The organism is Phycicoccus jejuensis, from assembly GCF_044797865.1.
In the GTDB taxonomy this organism is placed as follows: Bacteria; Actinomycetota; Actinomycetes; order Actinomycetales; family Dermatophilaceae; genus Phycicoccus; species Phycicoccus jejuensis.
This window is the reverse complement of record NZ_CP085209.1, coordinates 143,734-163,600: the sequence shown is the minus strand read 5'-3', so window position 1 is coordinate 163,600 and position 19,867 is coordinate 143,734. Positions and strand designations below refer to the sequence as shown.

The 19,867-nt window shown below is 75.1% G+C and carries 21 protein-coding genes; 13 read left to right on the top strand and 8 right to left on the bottom strand.

Annotated features, from left to right (window positions below):
- The first annotated feature begins 58 nt into the window (after positions 1–58).
- From LG324_RS00775 to LG324_RS00765, 3 genes are all read left to right on the top strand, one after another.
- Positions 59–334: a DUF2277 domain-containing protein gene (locus tag LG324_RS00775; RefSeq protein WP_030526196.1), complete on the top strand. Its 276-nt coding sequence runs from the start codon at positions 59–61 to the stop codon at positions 332–334.
- Between the two features lie 387 nt (positions 335–721).
- Complete coding sequence (dnaB, locus tag LG324_RS00770; protein ID WP_215513263.1) at positions 722–2,092, top strand: replicative DNA helicase; 1,371 nt, start codon at positions 722–724, stop codon at positions 2,090–2,092.
- Positions 2,093–2,319: 227 nt separating this feature from the next.
- On the top strand, positions 2,320–3,300 hold the full coding sequence (locus LG324_RS00765) for a GTP pyrophosphokinase family protein (protein ID WP_030526198.1): 981 nt from the start codon (positions 2,320–2,322) through the stop codon (positions 3,298–3,300).
- Here the strand turns inward: LG324_RS00765 and LG324_RS00760 are convergent.
- Positions 3,290–3,667 carry a YncE family protein gene (locus tag LG324_RS00760; RefSeq protein ID WP_404350910.1) on the bottom strand — a complete coding sequence of 126 codons (378 nt, stop codon included), beginning with the start codon at positions 3,665–3,667 and terminating at the stop codon, positions 3,290–3,292. The two genes, LG324_RS00765 and LG324_RS00760, sit on opposite strands and share 11 nt — an antisense overlap.
- 786 nt (positions 3,668–4,453) lie before the next feature.
- Here LG324_RS00760 and LG324_RS00755 point away from each other — a divergent pair.
- Positions 4,454–5,131 carry an HAD family hydrolase gene (locus LG324_RS00755; protein WP_404350908.1) on the top strand — a complete coding sequence of 226 codons (678 nt, stop codon included), beginning with the start codon at positions 4,454–4,456 and terminating at the stop codon, positions 5,129–5,131.
- Here LG324_RS00755 and LG324_RS00750 read toward each other — a convergent pair.
- Entirely contained in the window at positions 5,102–5,791 is a 690-nt protein-coding gene (locus LG324_RS00750; protein ID WP_404350906.1) for a TetR/AcrR family transcriptional regulator, read from the bottom strand. The two genes, LG324_RS00755 and LG324_RS00750, sit on opposite strands and share 30 nt — an antisense overlap.
- A 96-nt stretch (positions 5,792–5,887) precedes the next feature.
- Between LG324_RS00750 and LG324_RS00745 the strand changes: the two genes are divergently transcribed.
- Positions 5,888–6,571 carry a DUF4386 domain-containing protein gene (locus LG324_RS00745; protein ID WP_404350904.1) on the top strand — a complete coding sequence of 228 codons (684 nt, stop codon included), beginning with the start codon at positions 5,888–5,890 and terminating at the stop codon, positions 6,569–6,571.
- On the opposite strand, the gene LG324_RS00740 is transcribed toward LG324_RS00745, so the two are convergent.
- Together LG324_RS00740 and LG324_RS00735 are read right to left on the bottom strand one after the other, a co-directional pair.
- Positions 6,568–7,368 carry an alpha/beta fold hydrolase gene (locus LG324_RS00740; protein WP_404350903.1) on the bottom strand — a complete coding sequence of 267 codons (801 nt, stop codon included), beginning with the start codon at positions 7,366–7,368 and terminating at the stop codon, positions 6,568–6,570. The genes LG324_RS00745 and LG324_RS00740 overlap by 4 nt on opposite strands.
- A gap of 88 nt (positions 7,369–7,456) precedes the next feature.
- Complete coding sequence (locus LG324_RS00735) at positions 7,457–8,575, bottom strand: aminotransferase class V-fold PLP-dependent enzyme (RefSeq protein WP_404350901.1); 1,119 nt, start codon at positions 8,573–8,575, stop codon at positions 7,457–7,459.
- Between the two features lie 106 nt (positions 8,576–8,681).
- Here LG324_RS00735 and LG324_RS00730 point away from each other — a divergent pair, with 106 nt between their 5' ends.
- A complete protein-coding gene (locus tag LG324_RS00730) occupies positions 8,682–9,527 on the top strand; it encodes an aldo/keto reductase (RefSeq protein WP_404350899.1) in 846 nt (281 codons plus the stop codon).
- Positions 9,528–9,719: 192 nt separating this feature from the next.
- On the opposite strand, the gene LG324_RS00725 is transcribed toward LG324_RS00730, so the two are convergent.
- Positions 9,720–10,514 (bottom strand): class I SAM-dependent methyltransferase, encoded by a 795-nt coding sequence (locus tag LG324_RS00725; RefSeq protein WP_404350897.1) that lies wholly within the window; start codon positions 10,512–10,514, stop codon positions 9,720–9,722.
- 91 nt (positions 10,515–10,605) lie between these two features.
- Positions 10,606–11,298 carry a hypothetical protein gene (locus LG324_RS00720; protein ID WP_404350895.1) on the bottom strand — a complete coding sequence of 231 codons (693 nt, stop codon included), beginning with the start codon at positions 11,296–11,298 and terminating at the stop codon, positions 10,606–10,608.
- Positions 11,299–11,410: 112 nt separating this feature from the next.
- Between LG324_RS00720 and LG324_RS00715 the strand changes: the two genes are divergently transcribed.
- On the top strand, positions 11,411–11,881 hold the full coding sequence (locus LG324_RS00715; RefSeq protein WP_404350893.1) for an SRPBCC family protein: 471 nt from the start codon (positions 11,411–11,413) through the stop codon (positions 11,879–11,881).
- Between the two features lie 7 nt (positions 11,882–11,888).
- Here LG324_RS00715 and LG324_RS00710 read toward each other — a convergent pair whose 3' ends face one another.
- Positions 11,889–12,593 carry a Pr6Pr family membrane protein gene (locus tag LG324_RS00710; RefSeq protein WP_404350892.1) on the bottom strand — a complete coding sequence of 235 codons (705 nt, stop codon included), beginning with the start codon at positions 12,591–12,593 and terminating at the stop codon, positions 11,889–11,891.
- Positions 12,594–12,642: 49 nt separating this feature from the next.
- Positions 12,643–13,287, bottom strand: a complete 645-nt coding sequence (locus LG324_RS00705; RefSeq protein WP_404350890.1) for a hypothetical protein — start codon at positions 13,285–13,287, stop codon at positions 12,643–12,645.
- Between the two features lie 356 nt (positions 13,288–13,643).
- On the opposite strand from LG324_RS00705, the gene LG324_RS00700 reads away from it, so the two are divergent.
- The 6 genes from LG324_RS00700 (at position 13,644) to LG324_RS00675 (ending at position 19,835) form a co-directional block, all read left to right on the top strand.
- Positions 13,644–14,945 carry a nicotinate phosphoribosyltransferase gene (locus tag LG324_RS00700; RefSeq protein WP_404350888.1) on the top strand — a complete coding sequence of 434 codons (1,302 nt, stop codon included), beginning with the start codon at positions 13,644–13,646 and terminating at the stop codon, positions 14,943–14,945.
- A complete protein-coding gene (locus LG324_RS00695) occupies positions 14,938–15,516 on the top strand; it encodes an isochorismatase family protein (protein ID WP_404350886.1) in 579 nt (192 codons plus the stop codon). Before LG324_RS00700 ends, LG324_RS00695 begins: the two co-directional genes overlap by 8 nt.
- Positions 15,513–16,229, top strand: a complete 717-nt coding sequence (locus tag LG324_RS00690; protein ID WP_404350884.1) for an NUDIX hydrolase — start codon at positions 15,513–15,515, stop codon at positions 16,227–16,229. The genes LG324_RS00695 and LG324_RS00690 overlap by 4 nt, the downstream gene beginning before the upstream one ends.
- 7 nt (positions 16,230–16,236) lie before the next feature.
- Complete coding sequence (locus LG324_RS00685) at positions 16,237–17,529, top strand: YibE/F family protein (protein WP_404350883.1); 1,293 nt, start codon at positions 16,237–16,239, stop codon at positions 17,527–17,529.
- Positions 17,530–17,633: 104 nt separating this feature from the next.
- A complete protein-coding gene (locus LG324_RS00680; RefSeq protein ID WP_404350882.1) occupies positions 17,634–18,881 on the top strand; it encodes an arginine deiminase in 1,248 nt (415 codons plus the stop codon).
- A 3-nt stretch (positions 18,882–18,884) separates the two neighbouring features.
- Positions 18,885–19,835, top strand: a complete 951-nt coding sequence (locus LG324_RS00675; RefSeq protein WP_404350880.1) for a phosphotransferase — start codon at positions 18,885–18,887, stop codon at positions 19,833–19,835.
- Positions 19,836–19,867: the final 32 nt, after the last annotated feature.

Sequence of the window (19,867 nt, the reverse complement as noted above, 5' to 3'; positions counted from 1 at the left end):
CAGGTGAGGCTGTCCTGACCCCTTCCGGCCACGCCGTGGCGGGCCTAGCGTGGACGCCATGTGCCGCAACATCCGCCAGCTCCACAACTTCGAGCCGCCCGCGACGAGCGAGGAGGTGCGGGCCGCCGCGCTCCAGTACGTGCGCAAGGTGAGCGGGTCGACGCGGCCGTCCCAGGCCAACGAGGAGGCCTTCGCCCGGGCCGTCGACGAGGTCGCGCACGCCACCGCGCACCTGCTCGACGCGCTCGTCACGCAGGCCCCGCCCAAGGACCGCGAGGTGGAGGCGGCCAAGGCCCGCGCCCGCGCGGCGGAGCGCTACGGCCGCACCGGCTGACACCGGTGTCCGGCAGGTCGGGCGGGCCATGACGTGATGCAGATGCCTCCCGTCGCCTGTGGACCGTGACACGCCCGAAACTTTCTGTCGCGCACAGGGGGTGGACGGAGACGTCGCAGGTCAGAGCCGTGCGGTGCGGTCCGTCGGGGCGTCGTCCACAGGGTTCTCCACCGACGGTGCACAACTCCGCCCGGCGTTTTCCCCACCTCGTCCACACCCTGTCCACAGCCGTTCGGCGCCGGGGTTGGAGGTCGCCGCCCGCAGGTCCTACGGTGACTCGGACGTCCCGGTGTCGGTGCCTTCTGGTGGGGTGAGCACCAGGCCGACGGACGTCGCGCAGGCGGTCCGCTCGGGGTCGCACGGACCGGTCCAGGAAGGGGCGCACGGGTGAGCATCGCGGAGCTGAGCGAGGCCTTCTCCCCTCCCAGCGACCGCCCGGACGAGCGAGTCCCCCCGCAGGACCTCCATGCCGAGCAGTCGGTCCTCGGCTCGATGCTCCTCGACAAGGACGCCATCGCCGACTGCCTCGAGGAGGTCAAGGCCCACGACTTCTACCGGCCGGCCCACGAGGCGATCTTCGACGCCGTCCTCGACCTCTTCGGCCGCGGCGAGCCGGCCGACGCCATCACCGTCGCCGACGAGCTCTCCAAGCGCGGCGACCTCACCCGCGTCGGCGGGCAGGCGTACCTCCACCAGCTGATCCAATCGGTGCCGACCGCCGCCAACGCCGGCTACTACGCCGAGATCGTCCACGAGCGGGCCGTGCTGCGCCGCCTCGTCGAGGCCGGGACGCGCATCGTCCAGATGGGGTACGCGCAGGGCGAGGGTGACATCGACGACATCGTCAACCGCGCCCAGGCCGAGGTCTACTCGGTCGCCGAGAAGCGCGGCGGCGAGGACTACCACGCGCTCGGCGAGCTGCTCAACGAGACGATGGAGGAGATCGAGGCCGCCTCCGGTCGCACCGACGACCTCATCGGTGTCCCCACCGGGTTCATCGAGCTCGACGAGCTGACCCACGGCCTGCACCCCGGCCAGATGATCGTCGTCGCCGCGCGACCGGCCGTCGGAAAGTCGACGCTCGGCATCGACATCGTCCGGGCGGCCGCCATCAAGCACGGGATGGCCGCGGCCGTCTTCTCCCTCGAGATGAGCCGCACCGAGATCACGATGCGCATCCTCTCGGCCGAGGCGACCATCCAGCTCCAGGACCTGCGCCGCGGCCTGAAGAACCAGGAGCAGTGGACCAAGCTCGCCCGGATCATGGGCAAGATCTCGGACGCGCCGCTGTTCATCGACGACAGCCCGAACATGTCGCTCATGGAGATCCGGGCCAAGGCGCGCCGGCTCAAGCAGCAGCACAACCTCAAGCTCATCGTCATCGACTACCTCCAGCTGATGACGAGCGGCAAGAAGGTCGAGTCGCGCCAGCAGGAGGTCGCCGAGTTCTCGCGTGCGCTCAAGCTGCTCGCCAAGGAGCTCGAGGTGCCGGTCATCGCGGTCTCGCAGCTCAACCGTGGCCCCGAGCAGCGCACCGACAAGCGCCCGCAGATGTCGGACCTGCGTGAGTCGGGCTCGATCGAGCAGGACGCCGACGTCGTCATCCTCCTGCACCGCGACCGCTCGGACCCCGAGCGCGAGGGCGAGGCCGACGTCATCGTCGCCAAGCACCGCAACGGGCCGACCGCCGACATCGTCCTGGCCTTCCAGGGGCACTACTCGCGCTTCAACAACATGGCGCGCGACGGCGGCTTCTGACCCCCTCCGCGACTTCTTGCCCATCCGCCACCTGTGGGGCCGGTTTCCGGAGGTGGTGAGGTTGCGGATGGGCAATCAGTCCCCGGGTCGTGACTTCTTGCGAGTTCGGCCGGTCGACGCGCCGGTGCTGCGGCGTGTCGGCGGCGGAACTCGCAATCAGTGGGCTGGATGACGGTCGGGGGCGTCGTGAGGTCGGGGGAGCGGGCCGGCGTGGGACAGTGGGCCGCATGTCCCTGCGCCACGTCGACCGGGCCGTGGCCGGGTACACGGCCTCCCGCCCGCGGCTCGTCCCCGCGACCGAGCAGTTCGTCGCCGACGTCGCCGCGACGATCGACGAGGCCGGCATCAACTACCTGAGCGTCACCGGCCGCACGAAGTCGGTGGCCTCCTTCGCCGCCAAGGCCCGCGGGGTGCTCGCGGCCGACGGTGCGGCCGACCCGCTCGTCGCCGTGACCGACCAGGTCGGCGTCCGCGTCATCACCTACGTGCAGCGCGACATCGATGCCGTCGCCGACCTGCTCGCCGAGCACTTCACCGTCCTCGACGACCGCGACCTCGGCGTCGAGACCGCCGCCGCCGGCCGCTTCGGCTACGCGAGCCGCCACCTCCTCGTGACGCGCTCGACCGAGCCCGGCGCCGGCTACGAGCCGCTGCGGTGCGCGTCGGTCCAGCTGCGGACCGTGCTGCAGCACGCGTGGGCCGAGTTCGAGCACGACATCCGCTACAAGGGGACGGTCCCGCCCGAGCAGGTGCCCGACCTCGACCGCCGCTTCACGCTCGCGGCCGGCCTCCTCGAGCTCGCCGACCGTGAGTTCCAGACCATCCGCGACCGGCTCCAGGCGGGCTTCGGCACGAGCGGGGTCGACGCCGGCGACGAGCTCGACCCGCGGATCAGCGCCCAGGAGCTCGCGACCTTCCTCGCCGGCCGGTACTCGAGCGCGGGGTGGTCGCGCACCGACCACTACGAGTGGATCGCCGGGCTGCTCCTCGAGCTCGGCATCGCGTCCCTCGACGAGCTGAGCGAGGTCCTGCGCGACATCGACAGCGCCGCCGTCACCGCCGCCATGGACTACCGCTACCCGCCCGGGGCCGTCCGCCGGCTCGACGACGACCTCCTCGCGCGCTTCGGGGAGCGCTACCTCGCCCTCCACGGCAACGCCCACCGGCACGACGCCCTCGCGGCGCGGGCCGCTCGCCTCAGCGGGTGACGCGCTGGACCGTGCCGTCGGTGCGGCTGGCGACCCAGAGCGTGCGCGACCCCGGCGCGACGGCCACGGTGTTCGACTGCTGGACGGTCGGGTACCGGACGACCTCGCGCGGTGCCGACCCCGAGACGTCCACGCCCACGACCTCGTTGAGCGCGGTCAGGGTCACCCACACGAGGCCGCCCTCCGCGTCGGCGGCGAGGCCGTAGGGGCTGCCGGCGAGGGCCAGCGACCCGACCTGTCGCAGCGGGTCGACCGAGAACAGCAGCAGCGCGTCGCCCCGGGTGTCGGCGACGGCGACCAGCCCCGGCCGGGCGAGGATGCCGTGGGTTGGCCCCGCGCCGGCCGGCACCCGGGCGACCCGGGTCATCCGGTCGAGGTCGTAGCTCGTGAGCGACCAGTCGGCGACGTCGACGGCCAGGGCCGTGCGCCCCGTCGGCGACGACGCCGCCCGGCTGGCGCAGGTCGTCGAAGGTGTGGACGACCTGGCCGTCCCGGACGACGCTCATCGAGCCGCTGAACTCGTCGCCGACGAGGATGTCGCCGCCCTCCGCGCCCGTCGCGTCGTGGGGCACGTGGCCGACCGGGGTCGTGCGGGTGAGTCCGGTCGCGGTGTCGACCTCGACGAGCTCGTCGGCGGCCTCGTTGGCCACGAGCACCGTCCCGCCGCCCGCGGTGAGGCCGAGGTGGCGCACCGTGCCGGGGACGTCCACCGTGCGACGCACGGCGAGCGTCGTGGGGTCGAGGAGGACGAGGCGGTCGGGGCGACGGACGCCCACGGCGAGCAGGCCGCTCGCGGGGTCGAGGACGATCCCCTCGGGCGAGTAGCCGACCGGCACGACCCGGCCGGCGGGCTCCACGCTCGGCGTCGGGGCCACGGCCGGCTCGGCCCCGGGGCCGCCGCCCGCGTGGTGGTCGGCGGGGGGGTGCCGCCGGGTCATGGCCGGAGCACGCGACGATGGCGGAGACGGCACCCACCACACCCGCGCCGAGGACGAGACGGCGGCCGACGGGGCGAGGAGGGGTCACCGGCCCGAGTCTGCCCGAGGCCGGTCCCCGGACGGCTGTGCACATCCGCCGCGCCCGTCGTGCGTGCCGGCCAGCCGGGCCGGGTAGCCCTCCGGTGTCCCGTCCCCGACCCCACCGGAGGCCCTCCGTGCCCACCGCCCCCCGCGCCGTGCTCCTCGACGTCGACGGCACCCTCGTCGACACCTCCTACGCGCACACGACGTGCTGGTGGCAGGCCCTGCGCGAGCACGGGCACGTCGTGCCGATGCACCGCATCCACCGGGCCATCGGCCTCGGGTCGGACCGCATCGTCGGCCACCTCCTCGACGGGGACGACGAGGCGGTCGCCGACGAGGTCGTCGCCTCGCACGCGGCGCTGTTCGCGGCGTGGCACGAGCGGCTCGTCCCGCTGCCCGGCGCCCGCGACCTCGTGCGGCGCTGTCACGAGGCGCGGATGGTCGTCGTCCTCTCGACGTCCGCGGGCCGGACCGACCTCGACGCCCTGCGGAGCGCGCTCGACGCCGACGACTGGGTCGACGAGAGCACCACCAGCTCCGACGCCGAGCGCAGCAAGCCCGACACCGACATCCTCGACGTCGCCCTCGAGCGCATCGGGCTGGGCGCCGGGGAGGCGGTGTTCGTCGGCGACTCCGTCTGGGACGCCGAGGCCGCACGCCGCGCCGGGATGCCGTGCGTCGGCGTCGAGTGCGGGGGCACGAGCGCGGCCGAGCTGCGGGAGGCCGGCTGCGTCGACACGTACGCGGACCCGGCCGACCTGCTCCGACACTGGGAGGAGTCAGCCCTCGCCGGGGTCACCGGGGGATGACCACCCGGCCGTCCGCAGCCGCTCGAGGCCGTCGAGCAGCAGGTCGAGCGCGAAGCGGAACTCGAACTCGTCGTCGCACGAGGTCGCCCGCGGCCGGCGGGCCCTCGCGTCGAGGGCCACGGCGACGATGCCCGGGTAGTCGGCCGGGTCCGGGGCCTGCGCGGCCCGGCGGGTCGGTGCGGCGACGGACTCGTCGAAGAGCTCGGGGCTGAACCCCCAGATGCGGCTGCCGAGCGCGTGCATCCCGTGGTGGGCGAGGTCCGGGGTGAAGCCGCCGTCGAGCAGGTGGCGCGTCACGGCGTCCATGTGGCGCAGGACGGCGGGCGTGCGGCGGCTGCGGGTCTCGAGCACGCGGCGCAGCCACGGGTGGCGCTGCACGGCGGCGCGGGCCGAGAGGACGGTGGCGCGCACCGCGTCGGGCCAGTCGTCCGACGTGCGCGGCGGCGGCGAGACCGTCACCTCCCCGAGCACCTCCTCGACGACCCCGTCGAGGAGGTCCTCCTTGTCGGCGACGTGCTTGTAGAGCGCCATCGGCACGACCCCGAGCCGCTCCGCGAGGCGGCGCATGCTCACCGCCTCGATGCCCTCGGCGTCCGCGAGCGCGACGGCGTCGGCGAGCACGCGCGGACGCGACAGGGGTGTGCGCTCGGTGCCGGGCACGAGGGACTCCTCCGGGGGCTTGACGAGGTGTACGGCGTAAACCTACCGTGGTGCACCGGAGGTGTACGTCGTACACCGTCGACGCCGAGGAGATCGATGACCACGCCTCAGCCCGGCGCCCGCACCGCCGGCGCCCTCTTCCTCCTGACCCACGTGACGTCCGTCGGGGCCCTCCTGCTCTACGGGCCGGGCGGCGTCGACCCCGGGCGCGAGCTCGCCGGCCGGGGCGCGGTGCTCGCGGGCGCCGTCCTCGAGACCGTGCTCGCCGTCGCCGTCGTCGGAACCGCGCTTGCCCTCCACGGGCTCCTGCGCGACCGGGCCCCGATGGCGTCCGCGGCCTACGTCGCCCTGCGCGCGCTGGAGGCGGCCGTCATCCTCGCCGGGGTGCTCGCCGTCCTCGCGGCCGTGGCCGTTCCGGGGTCGGATGCCGCCCCGGGCGGCGGGGAGGATGCGCGGGCCGCCCTCACCGGGCTGCACGCGTGGGCGTTCGTCGTCGGGCCGGGGCTCGTCTGCCCGGTCAACACGGTCGTCCTCGCGCTGGTCCTGCACCGCGAGCGGATGGTCGCCCGCTGGATCCCGCTGGTGGGGCTCGTCGGTGGCCCGCTCATCGGTGTCGTCAACCTCGCGGTGCTGGCCGGGGTCACCGGGCCCGTGGCCCTGGCCGCGCTCCCGATCTTCGCGTGGGAGGTCTCGCTCGCCGTCCACCTGCTGGTCCGCGGCGTCCGGACGGGGGTGCCTTCGGCGGCGCTGCCCCCGCGTGAGGTGGCGGTGACCGGCTAGCCCAGGCGCGTGACCCACTCGCGCAGCAGCCAGGCGAAGCGCGCGGGGTGGTCCATCGAGGGCAGGTGCGCGGCGTCCGGCCAGTCGACGCGACCGACGTCGGGGGCGCCCGCGACGACGCGGTCCGCGGCGTCGTGCACCGTCGCGAGGTCGTGCCCACCGACGAGGACGAGCACCGGCACCTCGAGCCGCGGGAGGCGCTCGACCGCGGGCGGCTGCGGCTCGTCGACGTCGAGGTCGCCGAGCAGCGCGTCGACCTCGAAGGCGCGCCGCTGCATCGCCGCGACGGCCCGGCGCGCGGCCGGGTCGACGTCGACGTCGGTGCGTCCGGGGCCGACGAGCCATGTTCGTACGTTGAGCTCGACGGCGCCGTCCAGATCGCCGGCCGCGAGCAACTCGCGCTCGGCCTCGACGAAGGCCCGCAGGTCCTCGGTCATCGTCACGAGGAGGCTGCCGCCCGGCGGGGCGAGGACGAGCGAGCGCACGAGGTCGGGTCGCTCGAGGGCGACCTCGGCCGCGACTCCGGCGCCGAACGACGCGCCGACGAGGTGGCACGGGCCGACGGTCAGCTCGTCGAGGAGGGCCGCGACGTCGTCACGGTGGCACACGCTGCCGTCGGGTGCAGTGTCCGAGGCGCCGAAGCCGCGCAGGTCCAGCCGCACGACGTCGAGCGCGTCGGTCAGGGTGTCCCACACCGGGTCCCACATCCGCCGGTCGGCGACCCCGGCGTGCAGGAGCACGACGGTCGATGCCTCGGGCCGGCCGGCGCGCTCGTACGCGACGGACCGGTCGCTCAACGGCACGCGGGACCGGGGACGGACGTCATGCAGGCAGTCAACGCCGCAGGCAGCCGGCGCGGCAACTGCTTTACCGACGACCAGCGGCTCAGGCGGCCCGCCACGGCATCCCGGCGAGGACCTCCTCGAGCACCCCGACGCCGTGGTCGACGTCCTCCGGGGTCGTGTAGGGCGCGACCGACAGCCGGAGCACCGGGCCCTCGTCGGTGGAGGCGCACCAGAGGTCGACGCCGCGCGCGTGCATCCGGCGCAGTGCCTCCTCGGGGTCGACCGGCGGGAGGCCGACCGCGACCATCGCGGGCGCGCGCGGCGCCGGGGCGAGGACGCTCGTGCCGGGCAGCCCGAGCAGGAGGGTCTCGGCGTGCCCGGTCAGCTTCTCCCAGTGGTCGACCAGCCCGTCGTCGAGCAGGTCGCGGTGGTAGGCGAGGGCCGTGGGGGCGACGAGGTGCGCCACGACGTCGTCCGTGCCGCCCCAGGCGAACCGCTCCGGCAGCGACCCCGACTGCGAGGTCCAGCTGGTGACGACCGGGCGCAGGTCGTCCGCGGCGTCGTCGGGCACGACGAGGAAGCCCGCGCCCTTGGGCAGGTGCAGCCACTTGTGGAGGGTCAGGCAGACGAAGACCCCCGGACGCCGCACCGGAATCGTCAGCTGGCCGGCGGTGTGCGCACCGTCGACGACGGTCGCGACGCCGCGCGGCGAGAGCTCGGCGGAGAGCCGGTCGACCTCGTTGACCTGCGACCACGGCGAGGTCACGTGGCTGACGACCACCGCGCGGGTCCGCGGGCCGCAGGCCTCGAGCAGCCGCTCGACGAGCCCCTCGTGCCGACCGTCCACCACCGCGACGTCGACCCCGCGTGCGGCCAGCACGCCCATGAGCGCGACCGTCGCCTCGTACTCGCGGCTCGTCACGACGACCTGCTCGCCGGGCTGCAGGTCGAGGTGGTCGACCACCGTCTGCATCGCCGTCGTGGCGTTGCGGACGAACACGCCGCGGTCCTCGGGCACGCCGAGGTGCGCGCAGACGGCGCGGCGGCTGGCGTCGAGCTGCGGGAAGAGCCGGTGGTGGTAGAAGCCCGGGTAGTCGGCCTCGGCGTCGGCCCGGACCTCGCGGGCGGCGTCGAGCACCGTCGCGGGCGTGGCCCCGAACGAGCCGTGGTTGAGGAAGGTACGGCCGCGGGCCAGCGCGTAGTCGTCCCGTCGGTCCATGACGGACATCCTCACCCGTCCGACCCCCTCCCGGGCCTCCGAGCGCCACGGATTGCACACCGGCGGTGAGCGGAATACCCACGGCCCGCTGACCGCTGGACCCTGCATGACCGTTCCCCGCATCACGCTCAACGACGGCACGACCATCCCCCAGCTCGGCTTCGGGGTGTTCCAGATCGAGCCGTCGGACACCGCAGAGGCCGTCACGCGCGCCCTCGAGATCGGCTACCGCCACATCGACACCGCGGAGATGTACGGCAACGAGGCGGAGGTCGGCGAGGCCATCCGCACCTCCGGCATCCCGCGCGACGAGATCTACGTGACCTCCAAGCTCAACAACGGCTTCCACCGCCCGGACGACGCGAAGCGCGCCTTCGGCGAGACGATGGAGAAGCTCGGGCTCGACAAGATCGACCTCTTCCTCATCCACTGGCCGCTCCCGACGCTCTACGACGGCGACTACGTCTCGACGTGGCGCACGATGGCCTCCTTCGTCGAGGACGGGCGCGCCGCCTCCGTCGGTGTCTCGAACTTCCAGCCGGCGCACCTCGAGCGCATCGTCGCCGAGACCGGTGTGGTGCCGGCCGTCAACCAGGTCGAGGTCCACCCGTACTTCACGAACGAGGCCGTCCGTGCGGCCGGCGCCGAGCACGGCGTCGCGACCGAGGCGTGGTCGCCGATCGCGCAGGGCAAGGTCCTCGGCGACCCGGTCATCACCGAGATCGCGCAGGCCAAGGGCGTCTCCCCCGCGCAGGTCACGCTGCGCTGGCACATCGAGCGCGGTGACATCGTCTTCCCGAAGTCGGTGACCCCCGAGCGCATCCGCGAGAACTTCGAGATCTTCGGCTTCTCGCTGTCCCCGGACGAGGTCTCGCGCATCTCGGCGCTCGACCAGGGCGAGGACGGCCGCACCGGCCCCAACCCCGACGAGTTCGACTACGTCCCCGAGTGACGTCTCGCTGACCGCCCGAGGGCCCGGCTCCACCACGGAGCCGGGCCCTCGCGCGTCCCCCGGGCCCTCGCACGAGTCACCTGCGTATCGGGTGACCCGATACGACCGCGCTTCACCCGAGAACCGTTCCGGGGTGAAGCGCACCCGTATCGGGTGACCCGATACGCGTGAGGTCTGGCGCGGCGAGGCGCGTCAGGGGGAGGCCAGCAGGTCGCCGTGGAGGACGGTGAACCAGCCGTCCGGCGCGTCGGCCCAGGCCCGCCAGTCCGCCGCGACCGCCTCGAGCTCGGCCGCGGCGCAGCGCTCCTCGCGCAGCAGCTGGTCGGCCAGCCGCGACCCCGTCATCCGGTCCGCCCAGGAGCCGCCCCACCAGGCCCGGTCCTCGGGGGTCGCGAAGCACCACGTCGAGGCGGTCACGCGTGGCGCGGGGAAGCCCGCCTCCAGCGCCCAGCCGAGCAGGCGCCGACCCGCGTCGGGCTCACCGCCGTTGGCCCGGGCGGCGTCGCGGTAGAGGTCGAGCCAGCGGTCGATGCCCGCCAGCCGCGGCCACCAGGCGTAGGCGGCGTAGTCGGCGTCCCGGGCGGCGACGACCCCGTCAGGACGGCAGACGCGTCGCATCTCGCGCAGGGCCCGCACGGGGTCGGCGACGTGCTGGAGCACCTGGTGGGCGTGCACGACGTCGAACGAGCCGTCCGGGAAGGGCAGGTCGTGCACGTCGCCCACGACGAGGTCGGCCCCGACACCGCGCCGGCGCAGCTCCGCGGCGGTGAGGGCGAGAGAGGCGTCGTCCGCCTCGAGCGCCGTGACCCGGCCGGGGGCCACGAGCCCGGCGAGGTCGGCGGTGATGGTGCCCGGTCCCGAGCCGACGTCGAGCAGGCGCAGGCCCGGACGCAGCCGCGGCAGGAGGTGCGCGGCCGAGTTCTCGGCCGTGCGCCACCGGTGCGAGCGCAGGACGGGCTCGGCGTGTCCGTGCGTGTAGGGGACCATCACCCCACGGTCACTCCCGCGGGAGGCACGGGCAAGGGGGTGCTCGCGTCCCGGTCGGGCGGTGTCCACGGGGTGGTCGGTCGCCCACGAGTCAGTACCAGTGCGGGGAGCGGGCCTGCCAGGCGTTCCACGCCGCGCACGGCGAGCCGTAGGCCCGCTGGATGTAGTCCATCCCCCAGCGGACCTGCGTCGTCGGGTCGGTCAGCCAGTCCGACCCGGCGCTCGCCATCTTCCAGCTCGGCAGGGCCTGGGGAATGCCGGAGGCGCCCGACGAGGGGTTGGTCGCGCTCCAGCTCCAGCCCGACTCACCGTTCCACAGGTCGACGAGGCAGCCGTACTGGTCGCCGCCCCAGCCGTGGGCGCCGAGCAGCGAGCGGGCCGTGCGCTGGGCGCTCACCGGGGAGCCACCTCCCGCTCCGACCACCGGCGTCGAGGCGCCGCCCTGCGCGGCGCGGTCGCGGGCGGCGCGGGCCTCGCGCGCGGCCCGGCGACGGGCCTGCGCCTCCGCCCGCGCGCGGGCCCGGGCGAGCGCCTGCAGGCCGGTCGCGCGCTGGGTCGCGAGCCGGTCGGCCCGGGCGCGCAGCGCGGTGACCTGCGCGTCGAGGGCCTCGGCGCGGGCGGCGAGGGCGGCTGCGACGACGCGGGCCGTCCGACCGTTCGTCGATTTCCTCGGCCGGCAGGCCCGTCCACCAACTGACGAATGTGTCAGTTTCTGTACACCGTCGGCCTCGTGGACGTGGACGTGGACGTGGACGAGCTGACGGATGTGTCGACTCGTGCACACGGGTGCGGCCGGCAGGCGTGCAGGAGTCGACGAAAGCGTCGACTCCCGTCCGCTCACGCCGACCCGCGGCCGGGTCTCGACGTGTCGCCCGTCGACCGACACACTGGCCCGCATGGGCACCCCGTACGTCGTCACCCGCTCGACCACGACGAGCGCGCCGCCGGCGGCCGTCCACGCGCTGCTCGAGGACTTCCACGCCTGGCCGCGGTGGTCGCCGTGGGAGGAGCTCGACCCGGCGATGCGCCGCACGTACTCCGGCGCCGAGCGCGGTCCCGGCGCCCGCTACGCCTGGGACGGCAACCGCAAGGCGGGCCGCGGCACGATGGAGATCGTCGGCTCCACCCCCGAGCAGGTCGACGTCGACCTCGCGTTCGAGAAGCCCTTCCCGTCGCGCTCGCGCGTCGAGTTCGTGCTCACCCCGCAGGCCACCGGCGGGACAGGGGTCGAGTGGCGGATGCGCGGCGAGCTCTCCCCGGTCATGCGCGTGTTCTCGCTCGTGAAGTCGATGGACTCGCTCGTCGGCCCCGACATGGAGCGCGGCCTCGCCCGGCTGCGCGCCGCCGCGGAGACGCCCGCCGGCTGAGCCCCCGTCAGCCGCGCCGGCGGGAGCGTCGGGTCAGCAGGGCGTCGACACCCCAGAGCACGCTCGCCACGACGAGCCCGAAGACGAGGATGAGGACGAGTGTCGTCGCCACCGAGCCGTAGCCGAGGGCGACGACGTTGGTGAAGTCGTACGGGTAGGCGCCGACGACCGCCCCGCGCCCGAGCATCCACGCGACCCACGCGAGGGGCACGACGAGGGCGAAGGGGACGAGCCGGCCGGTCACCCAGCCCCGCGGGCCGGCGACGATCCAGACGAGGACGGTCAGCGCCGGCGTCACGACGTGGAGGATCGGGTCGGTCAGCCGCGACCAGCCGACGAAGTCGGCGGTGGGGGCGAGGAGCACCTGGTAGACGATGGCCGTGACGGTGATCATCAACAGCGCATCGAGCCGGATCACCCTCTCCAGGAGGCCCGTCCGGGTGGGGCGCAGGACGAGCAGGGTCGCCGACACCGCGACGACGACGTTGGACCAGATGGTGAAGTAGCTGAGGGTGTCGGCCAGCCGCGAGACCATGCCCGCCGCCCCGTCGGGGTGCAGGCCGTAGAGGCCGCGCGGCGGTACCGACTCGGCGTACCCGCCGGCGCCGGAGATCACGAGCGTGAGCACGAGCCCCAGCCACGCGACACCGGCGTTGAGGCCGAAGGCGGCGCGGGCCGCTCGGGACGGGGCGGGGGCTGCGACGTCGACCACGGGGCGAGTATGCCCGCGGGACAGGGCGATGCCCGCGCGGCGCGCCTCGTCAGAGCCGGTGGCGCCGGCCGCGACCAGGGAGCGTGTGCGCGGCCGCGGCGGCCAGGTCCCCGACGACGACGCACCACAGGAGCGGCACGGTCGGGACGACTCCGGGCACGAGCGCCAGGGCGACGGCCGCCACGCCGGCGCATCCCGCGACCCATCTCGTGGCCGGATGGCCGATCCGGCTGCGCGACAGCGCGACCGCCTGCGCCAACAGGCCGATCCCGAGCACCCCGGCGCCCGCCGCCCAGGCCGGTCGGGCTGCCGCGAGGTCCTGGGGGCCGAGCAGCCCCACGGCCGTGGCGGCCAGCACCAGGGCGTAGCCGAGCCGGCCGAGCAGTGCGGCGCGCGCGGCGGGTCGTGCGGCGGCCCGGGTGCGCCGCCACGCAGCGCGCGCGGCCAGGGCCTGCAGGCCGGCCACGAGGACGAAGGACGCGGCGACGTCGACCGTCGCGGTCCCGACCCGTCCGGCGGCCACCAGGGCCGGCACGGTGAGGGCGGTCGCGGCCACGACGGGGCCGAGCACCGCGAGGCCCGTCGGCGTCGCCCGGTCGGTCCCGGCGAGGACGCCGCCCCGCGCCACGGACGAGCGGGATGCGGCGGCGGGCCCCTCGACGGGGAGGGTGTCGCGCGCTGCGGTCGTGGTCATGGCTCGAGCGTGGCCCCCGCGCCGTCGGGCGTCTGTCGGGGGCGACCCTGACCCGACCCGGAGCGGAAACCCGGCACGTGCGGGGTCGTGGTGGTCCGGGAGGGGACGGGGCCGCGGAAACCCGGCACGTGCGGGGTTGTCGGGGTGCGGGAGGGGACGCGGTCGCGGAAAGCCCGCACGTGCGGGATTGTCGGGTGCGGAAGAGGACGGGACCGCGGAAACCCGGCACGTGCGGGGTTGTCGGGGTGCGGGAGGCGAGGGGGTCGCGGAAAGCCCGCACGTGCCGGGTCGGCGCTGCGCTGGTCGCGGTCGCTCGCCGCCGGTTATGGTCACGGTGACTTCCCGAGGAGGCTCCGGTGACCCACGGCCCCGGCCTGCTGACCGACCGCTACGAGCTGACGATGCTCACGGCGTTCGTCCGCGACGGCAGCGTCGACCATCCCGCGGTGTTCGAGGCGTTCGCCCGACGCCTGCCCGAGGGGCGCCGCTACGGCGTCGTCGCGGGCCTCGGCCGGCTGGCCGCGCTGGTCGAGGACTTCCGCTTCGACGCCGCGGAGGTCGCCTGGCTCGAGGCCGCCGGGGTCGTCGACGACGCGACCGCCGCCTGGCTGCGCGACTTCCGCTTCACCGGCGACGTCGACGCCTACCCCGAGGGCGACCTCTACTTCCCGGGCAGCCCGGTGCTCAGCGTCCGCGGCACGCTCGGCGAGTGCGTGATGCTCGAGACCCTCGTGCTCAGCGTCCTCAACCACGACACCGCCGTCGCGAGCGCGGCCGCCCGGATGGTCCTCGCGGCGCAGGGCCGGCCCCTCGTCGAGATGGGCAGCCGCCGGACCCACGAGGAGGCCGCCGCGGCCGCGGCCCGGGCCGCGTACCTCGCGGGGTTCGCCGCGACGAGCAACCTCGCCGCCGGCCACCGGCACGGTGTGCCGACCGTCGGGACGGCGGCCCACGCGTTCACCCTGGCGCACGCCACCGAGGCCGGGGCCTTCGCGAGCCAGGTCGCCGTCCAGGGCGTCGGCACGACGCTGCTCGTCGACACCTACGACGTCGAGCAGGGCATCCGCACCGCGATCGAGGTCGCGGGGACGGGGCTCGGGGCGGTGCGCATCGACTCCGGCGACCTCGCCGAGACCTCGGCGGCGGCGCGCGCGCTCCTCGACGACCTCGGGGCCCGCGACACCCGCATCATCGCGACGAGCGACCTCGACGAGTTCGTCCTCACCGCTCTCGCCGACGCGCCGATCGACGGCTACGGCGTGGGCACGCGCGTGGTCACCGGCTCCGGCCACCCGACCGCGAGCCTGGTCTACAAGCTCGTCGCCGTGGCGTCCGAACCCGGTGGGGCGCTGCGACCGGTCGCGAAGAAGAGCCACGACAAGATCTCCGTCGGCGGCGGCAAGACCGCCTGGCGCCGCCACGACGAGCACGGGGTGCTGCGGCGCGAGTGGTACCGCACCGACGACCACGAGGAGCCCGGCGCCACCCGCGTCCAGGTGCCCGTCCTGCGCGGCGGGCGCCCGGTGGGGGTCCCCGACCTCGACACCGTCCGCGAGCACTGCGCCGCGGCGCTGGCCACGCTGCCCCCGCAGGCCCGGTCGGTGGCCGCCGGCCGCCCGTACCTCACCGTCGAGCAGGAAGGGGAGACCGATGGCTGACGCGCTCGTCGTCGTCGACGTCCAGACCGACTTCGTGGAGGGCGGGTCCCTCGGCGTCGAGGGGGGCCACGAGGTCGCCCGCCGCATCACCGCGCACCTCGCCGCGCACGGAGACGACTACGCCGCCGTCGTCGCCTCCCGCGACTGGCACGAGCCGCACGGCACCAACGGCGGGCACTTCGCGCAGCCGGGCACCGAGCCGGACTTCGTGACGACGTGGCCGGCCCACTGCGTCTCGGGCGGCCCGGGGGCCGCCTACGCCGACGGGTTCGACACCTCCGCCGTGACCCACCACGTCCGCAAGGGCCGGGGGAGCGCCGCCTACAGCGCGTTCGAGGGCACCACCGAGGACGGCCGTCCCCTCGCCGCGCTGCTGCGCGACCTCGGCGTCACGCACCTCGACGTCACCGGCATCGCCACCGACCACTGCGTGCGGGCGACCGTCCTCGACGCGCGTCGGGAGGGGTTCTCGGTGCGGCTGCTGCCGGGGATGCACGCCGGCGTCGCCCCCGCGACGAGCGAGCGGGCCCTGGCCGAGATGGCCGCGGCCGGCGCGGAGGTGGCCCCGTGAGCGAGCACCCGCCGTTCGCCGTCACCGTCGACCTCGGCGTCTTCACCATCCGCGACGGCGTGTTCTCGGTGCTGCTCGTCGAGCGTGGCTCCGAGCCGTTCGCGGGGTCATGGGCGCTGCCCGGCGGGTTCGTCGAGGCCGACGAGGACGCCGAGACCGCCGCATGGCGCGAGCTGCGGGAGGAGACCGGCGTCGAGCGCTTCGAGGGGCACCTCGAGCAGCTGCGCACCTACTCCGCGCCCGACCGCGACCCGCGGATGCGCGTGGTGTCCGTCGCCCACGTGGCCTTCGCCCCCGACCTGCCCGCGCCGAGCCCCGGCTCGGACGCCGCGAACGCCCGCTGGTGGTCGGTCGACGACGTGCTCGACGGCGGGCCGGACGCCCCGACCCTCGCGTTCGACCACGCCGAGATCCTCCACGACGCCCGCGAGCGCGTCCGCTCCAAGCTCGAGTACACCACCCTCGCACGGGAGTTCGTGGCCGAGCCGTTCACGCTGCCCGAGCTGCGCCGCGTCTACACCGCGGTGTGGGGCGCGCCCCCGGACCTCGGCAACTTCCGTCGCAAGGTCCTCGGCACCGACGGCTTCGTCGTCCCCACCGAGGCCCACGGCGTCTCGGCCGCGGGCGGCCGGCCGGCCCTGCTCTACCGCCGGGGCGCCGCGACCGACATCCAGCCCCCGATGCTGCGCACCGCCACCCGCGGCGAGCGCTGACCCGTCGGTGGGCCACCACCACGCGCTGCCGGACGCCGCGGCCCACGGCGCGCTGCCCGACGACGCGACCCACCGCCTGCCGCCGACGCCCCTCGTGACGCGGGTCGTCGTCGTCGCCCTCGTCCTGCTCACGGCCGCCGCGACCGCGTACGGCCTCGTCGCCCTCTGGCCGCGCGGCGAGCTGCCCACGAACCCGCAGCTCGACTACGCGGTACAGGGGGCGACCTTCCCGCAGGGCAGCGTCGTCTCGCTGACCGCCCCCTGCCCCGCCGTCGCCCCCGACTCGACGGACGACGTACCGGTCGGCGACCCCGACTGCGGGCAGCTGACGGTGCGACTCGACGACGGCTCGGAGCAGACGGTGCGCATCCAGCCGGAGGTCAGCCGCTCCGGGCTGCGCGCCGGCGACACGGTGACGCTGCTGAAGCTGCCGGACGCCGCGCTCGACTCGGCGCAGGAGCAGGGGGCGATCCTCGACAGCGCGTACTCGTACGCCGGGGTCGAGCGCCAGCCGCCGCTGCTCGTCCTCGCCGCCGTCTTCGTCGTCCTCGTGCTGCTCGTCGCGCGCTGGCGGGGGCTCGCCGCGCTGGTCAGCCTCGGGGTCGGCGGGGCGATCCTCCTGTTCTTCGTGGCCCCGGCGCTGCTCGACGAGGCGAACCCGGTCGCGGTGGGGCTCACCGCCTCCGGGGCGACGATGCTCGTCGTCCTCTACCTGACGCACGGCCTGAGCCTGCGCACGTCGACCGCGCTGCTCGGGACCGTGCTCGGTCTCGGGCTGACCGCGGTCGCGGGCGTCCTCGGCTCCGACGCCGCCCGGCTGACCGGCGTCGGCGACGAGAACAGCGGTCTGCTGCAGGCGCTCGCGACCGACGTGAGGCTGCACGACCTCGTCGCGTGCGGCGTCCTCATCGCGGCGTTCGGCGTGCTCAACGACGTGACGATCAGCCAGACCTCGGCCGTCTGGGAGCTGCGCGCCGCCGACCCCCGGCGCAGCCGCCGGGCGCTGTTCGCCTCCGCGATGCGCATCGGTCGCGACCACCTCGCCTCGACCGTCTACACCATCGTGTTCGCCTACGCCGGAGCCGCGCTGCCGATCCTGCTGCTCATCGCGCTCTCCGGCCAGGGCGCCGACAAGCTGTTCCTCTCCGAGGACATCACGGCCGAGGTCGTCCGCACGCTGGCCAGCGCCGTCGGCCTGGTGCTCGCCATCCCCGCGACGACCGTCGTCGCCGTCGTCGTCGCCCCGCCGCCCCGGGTCGCGCCGGCCCCCGCGGACGCCGAGGTCGCCGCGCCCGTCTGAGTCCCGCACTGGTCGGCGGACCGGGCGGTGTGGTGGGATCGAGGTCCGGTCCGCGGGCTCGACGACGCGGCCGGGCCGCCCGTCCACCACCCGCGAGGAGCACGATGACCGACGCCAGCACGCTGGGGGTGCACTCCGAGGTCGGGCGCCTGCGCAAGGTCCTCGTCTGCCGGCCGGGCCTCGCGCACCGGCGGCTCACCCCGACCAACAGCGCCGACCTGCTCTTCGACGACGTCATGTGGGTCGGGCAGGCCGAGCGCGACCACGCCGACTTCGTCCAGAAGCTGCGCGGCCTCGGGGTCGAGGTGGTCGAGCTCCACGACGTCCTCGCCGAGACGATGGCCATCCCCGGGGCGCGCGACTGGCTGCTCGACCGCAAGATCGTCCCGAACCACGTCGGTCTCGGGCTCGTCGAGTCCACGCGGGCCTTCCTCGAGACGCTCGAGCCGGCGCGGCTGGCGGAGTTCCTCATCGGCGGGCTCGCGATCCCCGACCTCCCCGACGACTTCCGCACCCCGTTCGTCATGCTCGCGCGCGAGCAGACCGGCGCGCGCGAGTACCTGCTGCCGCCGCTGCCCAACACCCTCTACACGCGCGACACGACGTGCTGGGTGTACGGCGGGCTGACGCTCAACCCGCTCTACTGGCCGGCGCGCCAGAACGAGACGATCATCTACAAGGCGATCTACCGCTTCCACCCCGACTTCGCCGGCGCGACCGTGTGGTGGGGCGACCCCGAGACCGACTGGGGCGAGGCGACCCTCGAGGGCGGCGACGTCATGCCGGTCGGCAACGGCGTCGTCCTCGTCGGGATGAGCGAGCGCACCTCGCGCCAGGCGATCACCCAGGTGGCGGCCTCCCTCTTCGCCCAGGGCGCGGCCGAGAAGGTCGTCGTCGCCGGCCTGCCGCAGCTGCGCGCCGCCATGCACCTCGACACCGTCTTCACCTTCGCCGACCGCGACGTCGTCACCCTCTACCCGAACGTCATGGACGGGGCGCACACCTTCATCCTCCATCCCTCCGACACCGACCCCGGCGTGGAGGTCGAGGACCGCGGCGAGGGCACGTTCACCAAGGTCGTCGCCGAGGCGCTCGACCTCGACGGCCTGCGCGTCATCGAGACCGGCGGCGACGTGTACGCCTCCGAGCGCCAGCAGTGGGACAGCGGCAACAACGCCGTCGCCGTCGAGCCGGGCGTCGTCTTCACCTACGACCGGAACACGACGACCAACGCCCTGCTGCGCGACGCCGGCATCGAGGTCGTCGAGATCGTCGGGTCCGAGCTCGGCCGGGGCCGCGGCGGCGGCCACTGCATGACCTGCCCGCTCGTGCGCGACCCCGTCGAGTACTGACCCGTGCAGTCCCCGCCGCGTGACCTGCCGGACGCCGACGTCCTCGACGTCGTGCGGCGGGGCTGGGACGCGACGACCCTGTCGCTGACCCACCTCCCGGTCGGCTACGGCAGCCACCACTGGGCGGCGACGGCGGCCGGGGGACGGCGCTGGTTCGTCACCGCAGACGCGACCCCCGACGACGGGACCGTCGAGGCGCTGGCGGCCGCATACGCGGTGCCCGCGGCGGCCCGCGCCCACGGCGTCGCGGGCGCGCACGGCCCGGTCGCGGCGGCCGACGGGGCGCTGCTGCACCGTCACGGGCCGTGGTCGGTGTCGGTGCAGCCCTGGCTCGACGGCGCCGCCGGGGGCTTCTCCGACCGGTGGCCCGACGCGGGCGCCGAGGCGGTCGTGCGCCTGCTCGCCGACCTCCACGCGCTCGACGCCCCGAGCACCCCGGCCCGGCCCGAGGACCCCGCCCTGCCCGGGGTCGACGGGCTCGTGGCGGCTCTCGACCGCTGCGAGCGCGACGAGCCGCTCGCCGGAGGGCCGTTGGCCGGGGTCGTCACCGGGTTGTTGCGCCCGCACACCGCCGCCGTGCGCGAGGCGCTGCGCGAGGACGCCGCGGACCTCCCCGGCGCCACCGTCCTGACCCACGGCGAACCGCACCCGGGCAACGTCGTCCTCACCGCCGACGGCCCCGTGCTCGTCGACTGGGACACCGCGCGCCGCGCCGAGCCCGAGCGCGACCTCTGGCTCGTCGCGGCCCGCACCGACCTCGACGTCGCCGCCCTCTACGCCGACCTCACCGGCCGCACACCGTCCCCCGCCCGGATGTGCAGGCGCGAGCGCCGCTGGGCCCTCGCCGACGTCGCCGCGTACGTCGTCGACCTCGCGGCCGCGCCTGCCGAGGACGCCGACACCGCGTGGCAGCTGCGCTCGCTGCGGGGGACCCTCGAGGAGCTCGGACGCTGACGTCGGCGCAGGTCACCGGGCGACCCCGGCGC

Excerpts from the sequence above, each read along its gene's own strand:
- LG324_RS00775 (WP_030526196.1), top strand. The coding sequence starts at position 59 with ATGTGCCGCAACATCCGCCAGCTCCACAACTTCGAGCCGCCCGCGACG.
- LG324_RS00680 (WP_404350882.1), top strand. The coding sequence starts at position 17,634 with ATGACCGACGCCAGCACGCTGGGGGTGCACTCCGAGGTCGGGCGCCTG.
- LG324_RS00745 (WP_404350904.1), top strand. The coding sequence starts at position 5,888 with ATGACCACGCCTCAGCCCGGCGCCCGCACCGCCGGCGCCCTCTTCCTC.
- LG324_RS00760 (WP_404350910.1), bottom strand. The coding sequence starts at position 3,667 with ATGACCCGGGTCGCCCGGGTGCCGGCCGGCGCGGGGCCAACCCACGGC.
- LG324_RS00695 (WP_404350886.1), top strand. The coding sequence starts at position 14,938 with ATGGCTGACGCGCTCGTCGTCGTCGACGTCCAGACCGACTTCGTGGAG.
- LG324_RS00725 (WP_404350897.1), bottom strand. The coding sequence starts at position 10,514 with ATGGTCCCCTACACGCACGGACACGCCGAGCCCGTCCTGCGCTCGCAC.
- LG324_RS00715 (WP_404350893.1), top strand. The coding sequence starts at position 11,411 with ATGGGCACCCCGTACGTCGTCACCCGCTCGACCACGACGAGCGCGCCG.
- LG324_RS00735 (WP_404350901.1), bottom strand. The coding sequence starts at position 8,575 with ATGGACCGACGGGACGACTACGCGCTGGCCCGCGGCCGTACCTTCCTC.
- LG324_RS00730 (WP_404350899.1), top strand. The coding sequence starts at position 8,682 with ATGACCGTTCCCCGCATCACGCTCAACGACGGCACGACCATCCCCCAG.
- LG324_RS00765 (WP_030526198.1), top strand. The coding sequence starts at position 2,320 with ATGTCCCTGCGCCACGTCGACCGGGCCGTGGCCGGGTACACGGCCTCC.
- LG324_RS00705 (WP_404350890.1), bottom strand. The coding sequence starts at position 13,287 with ATGACCACGACCGCAGCGCGCGACACCCTCCCCGTCGAGGGGCCCGCC.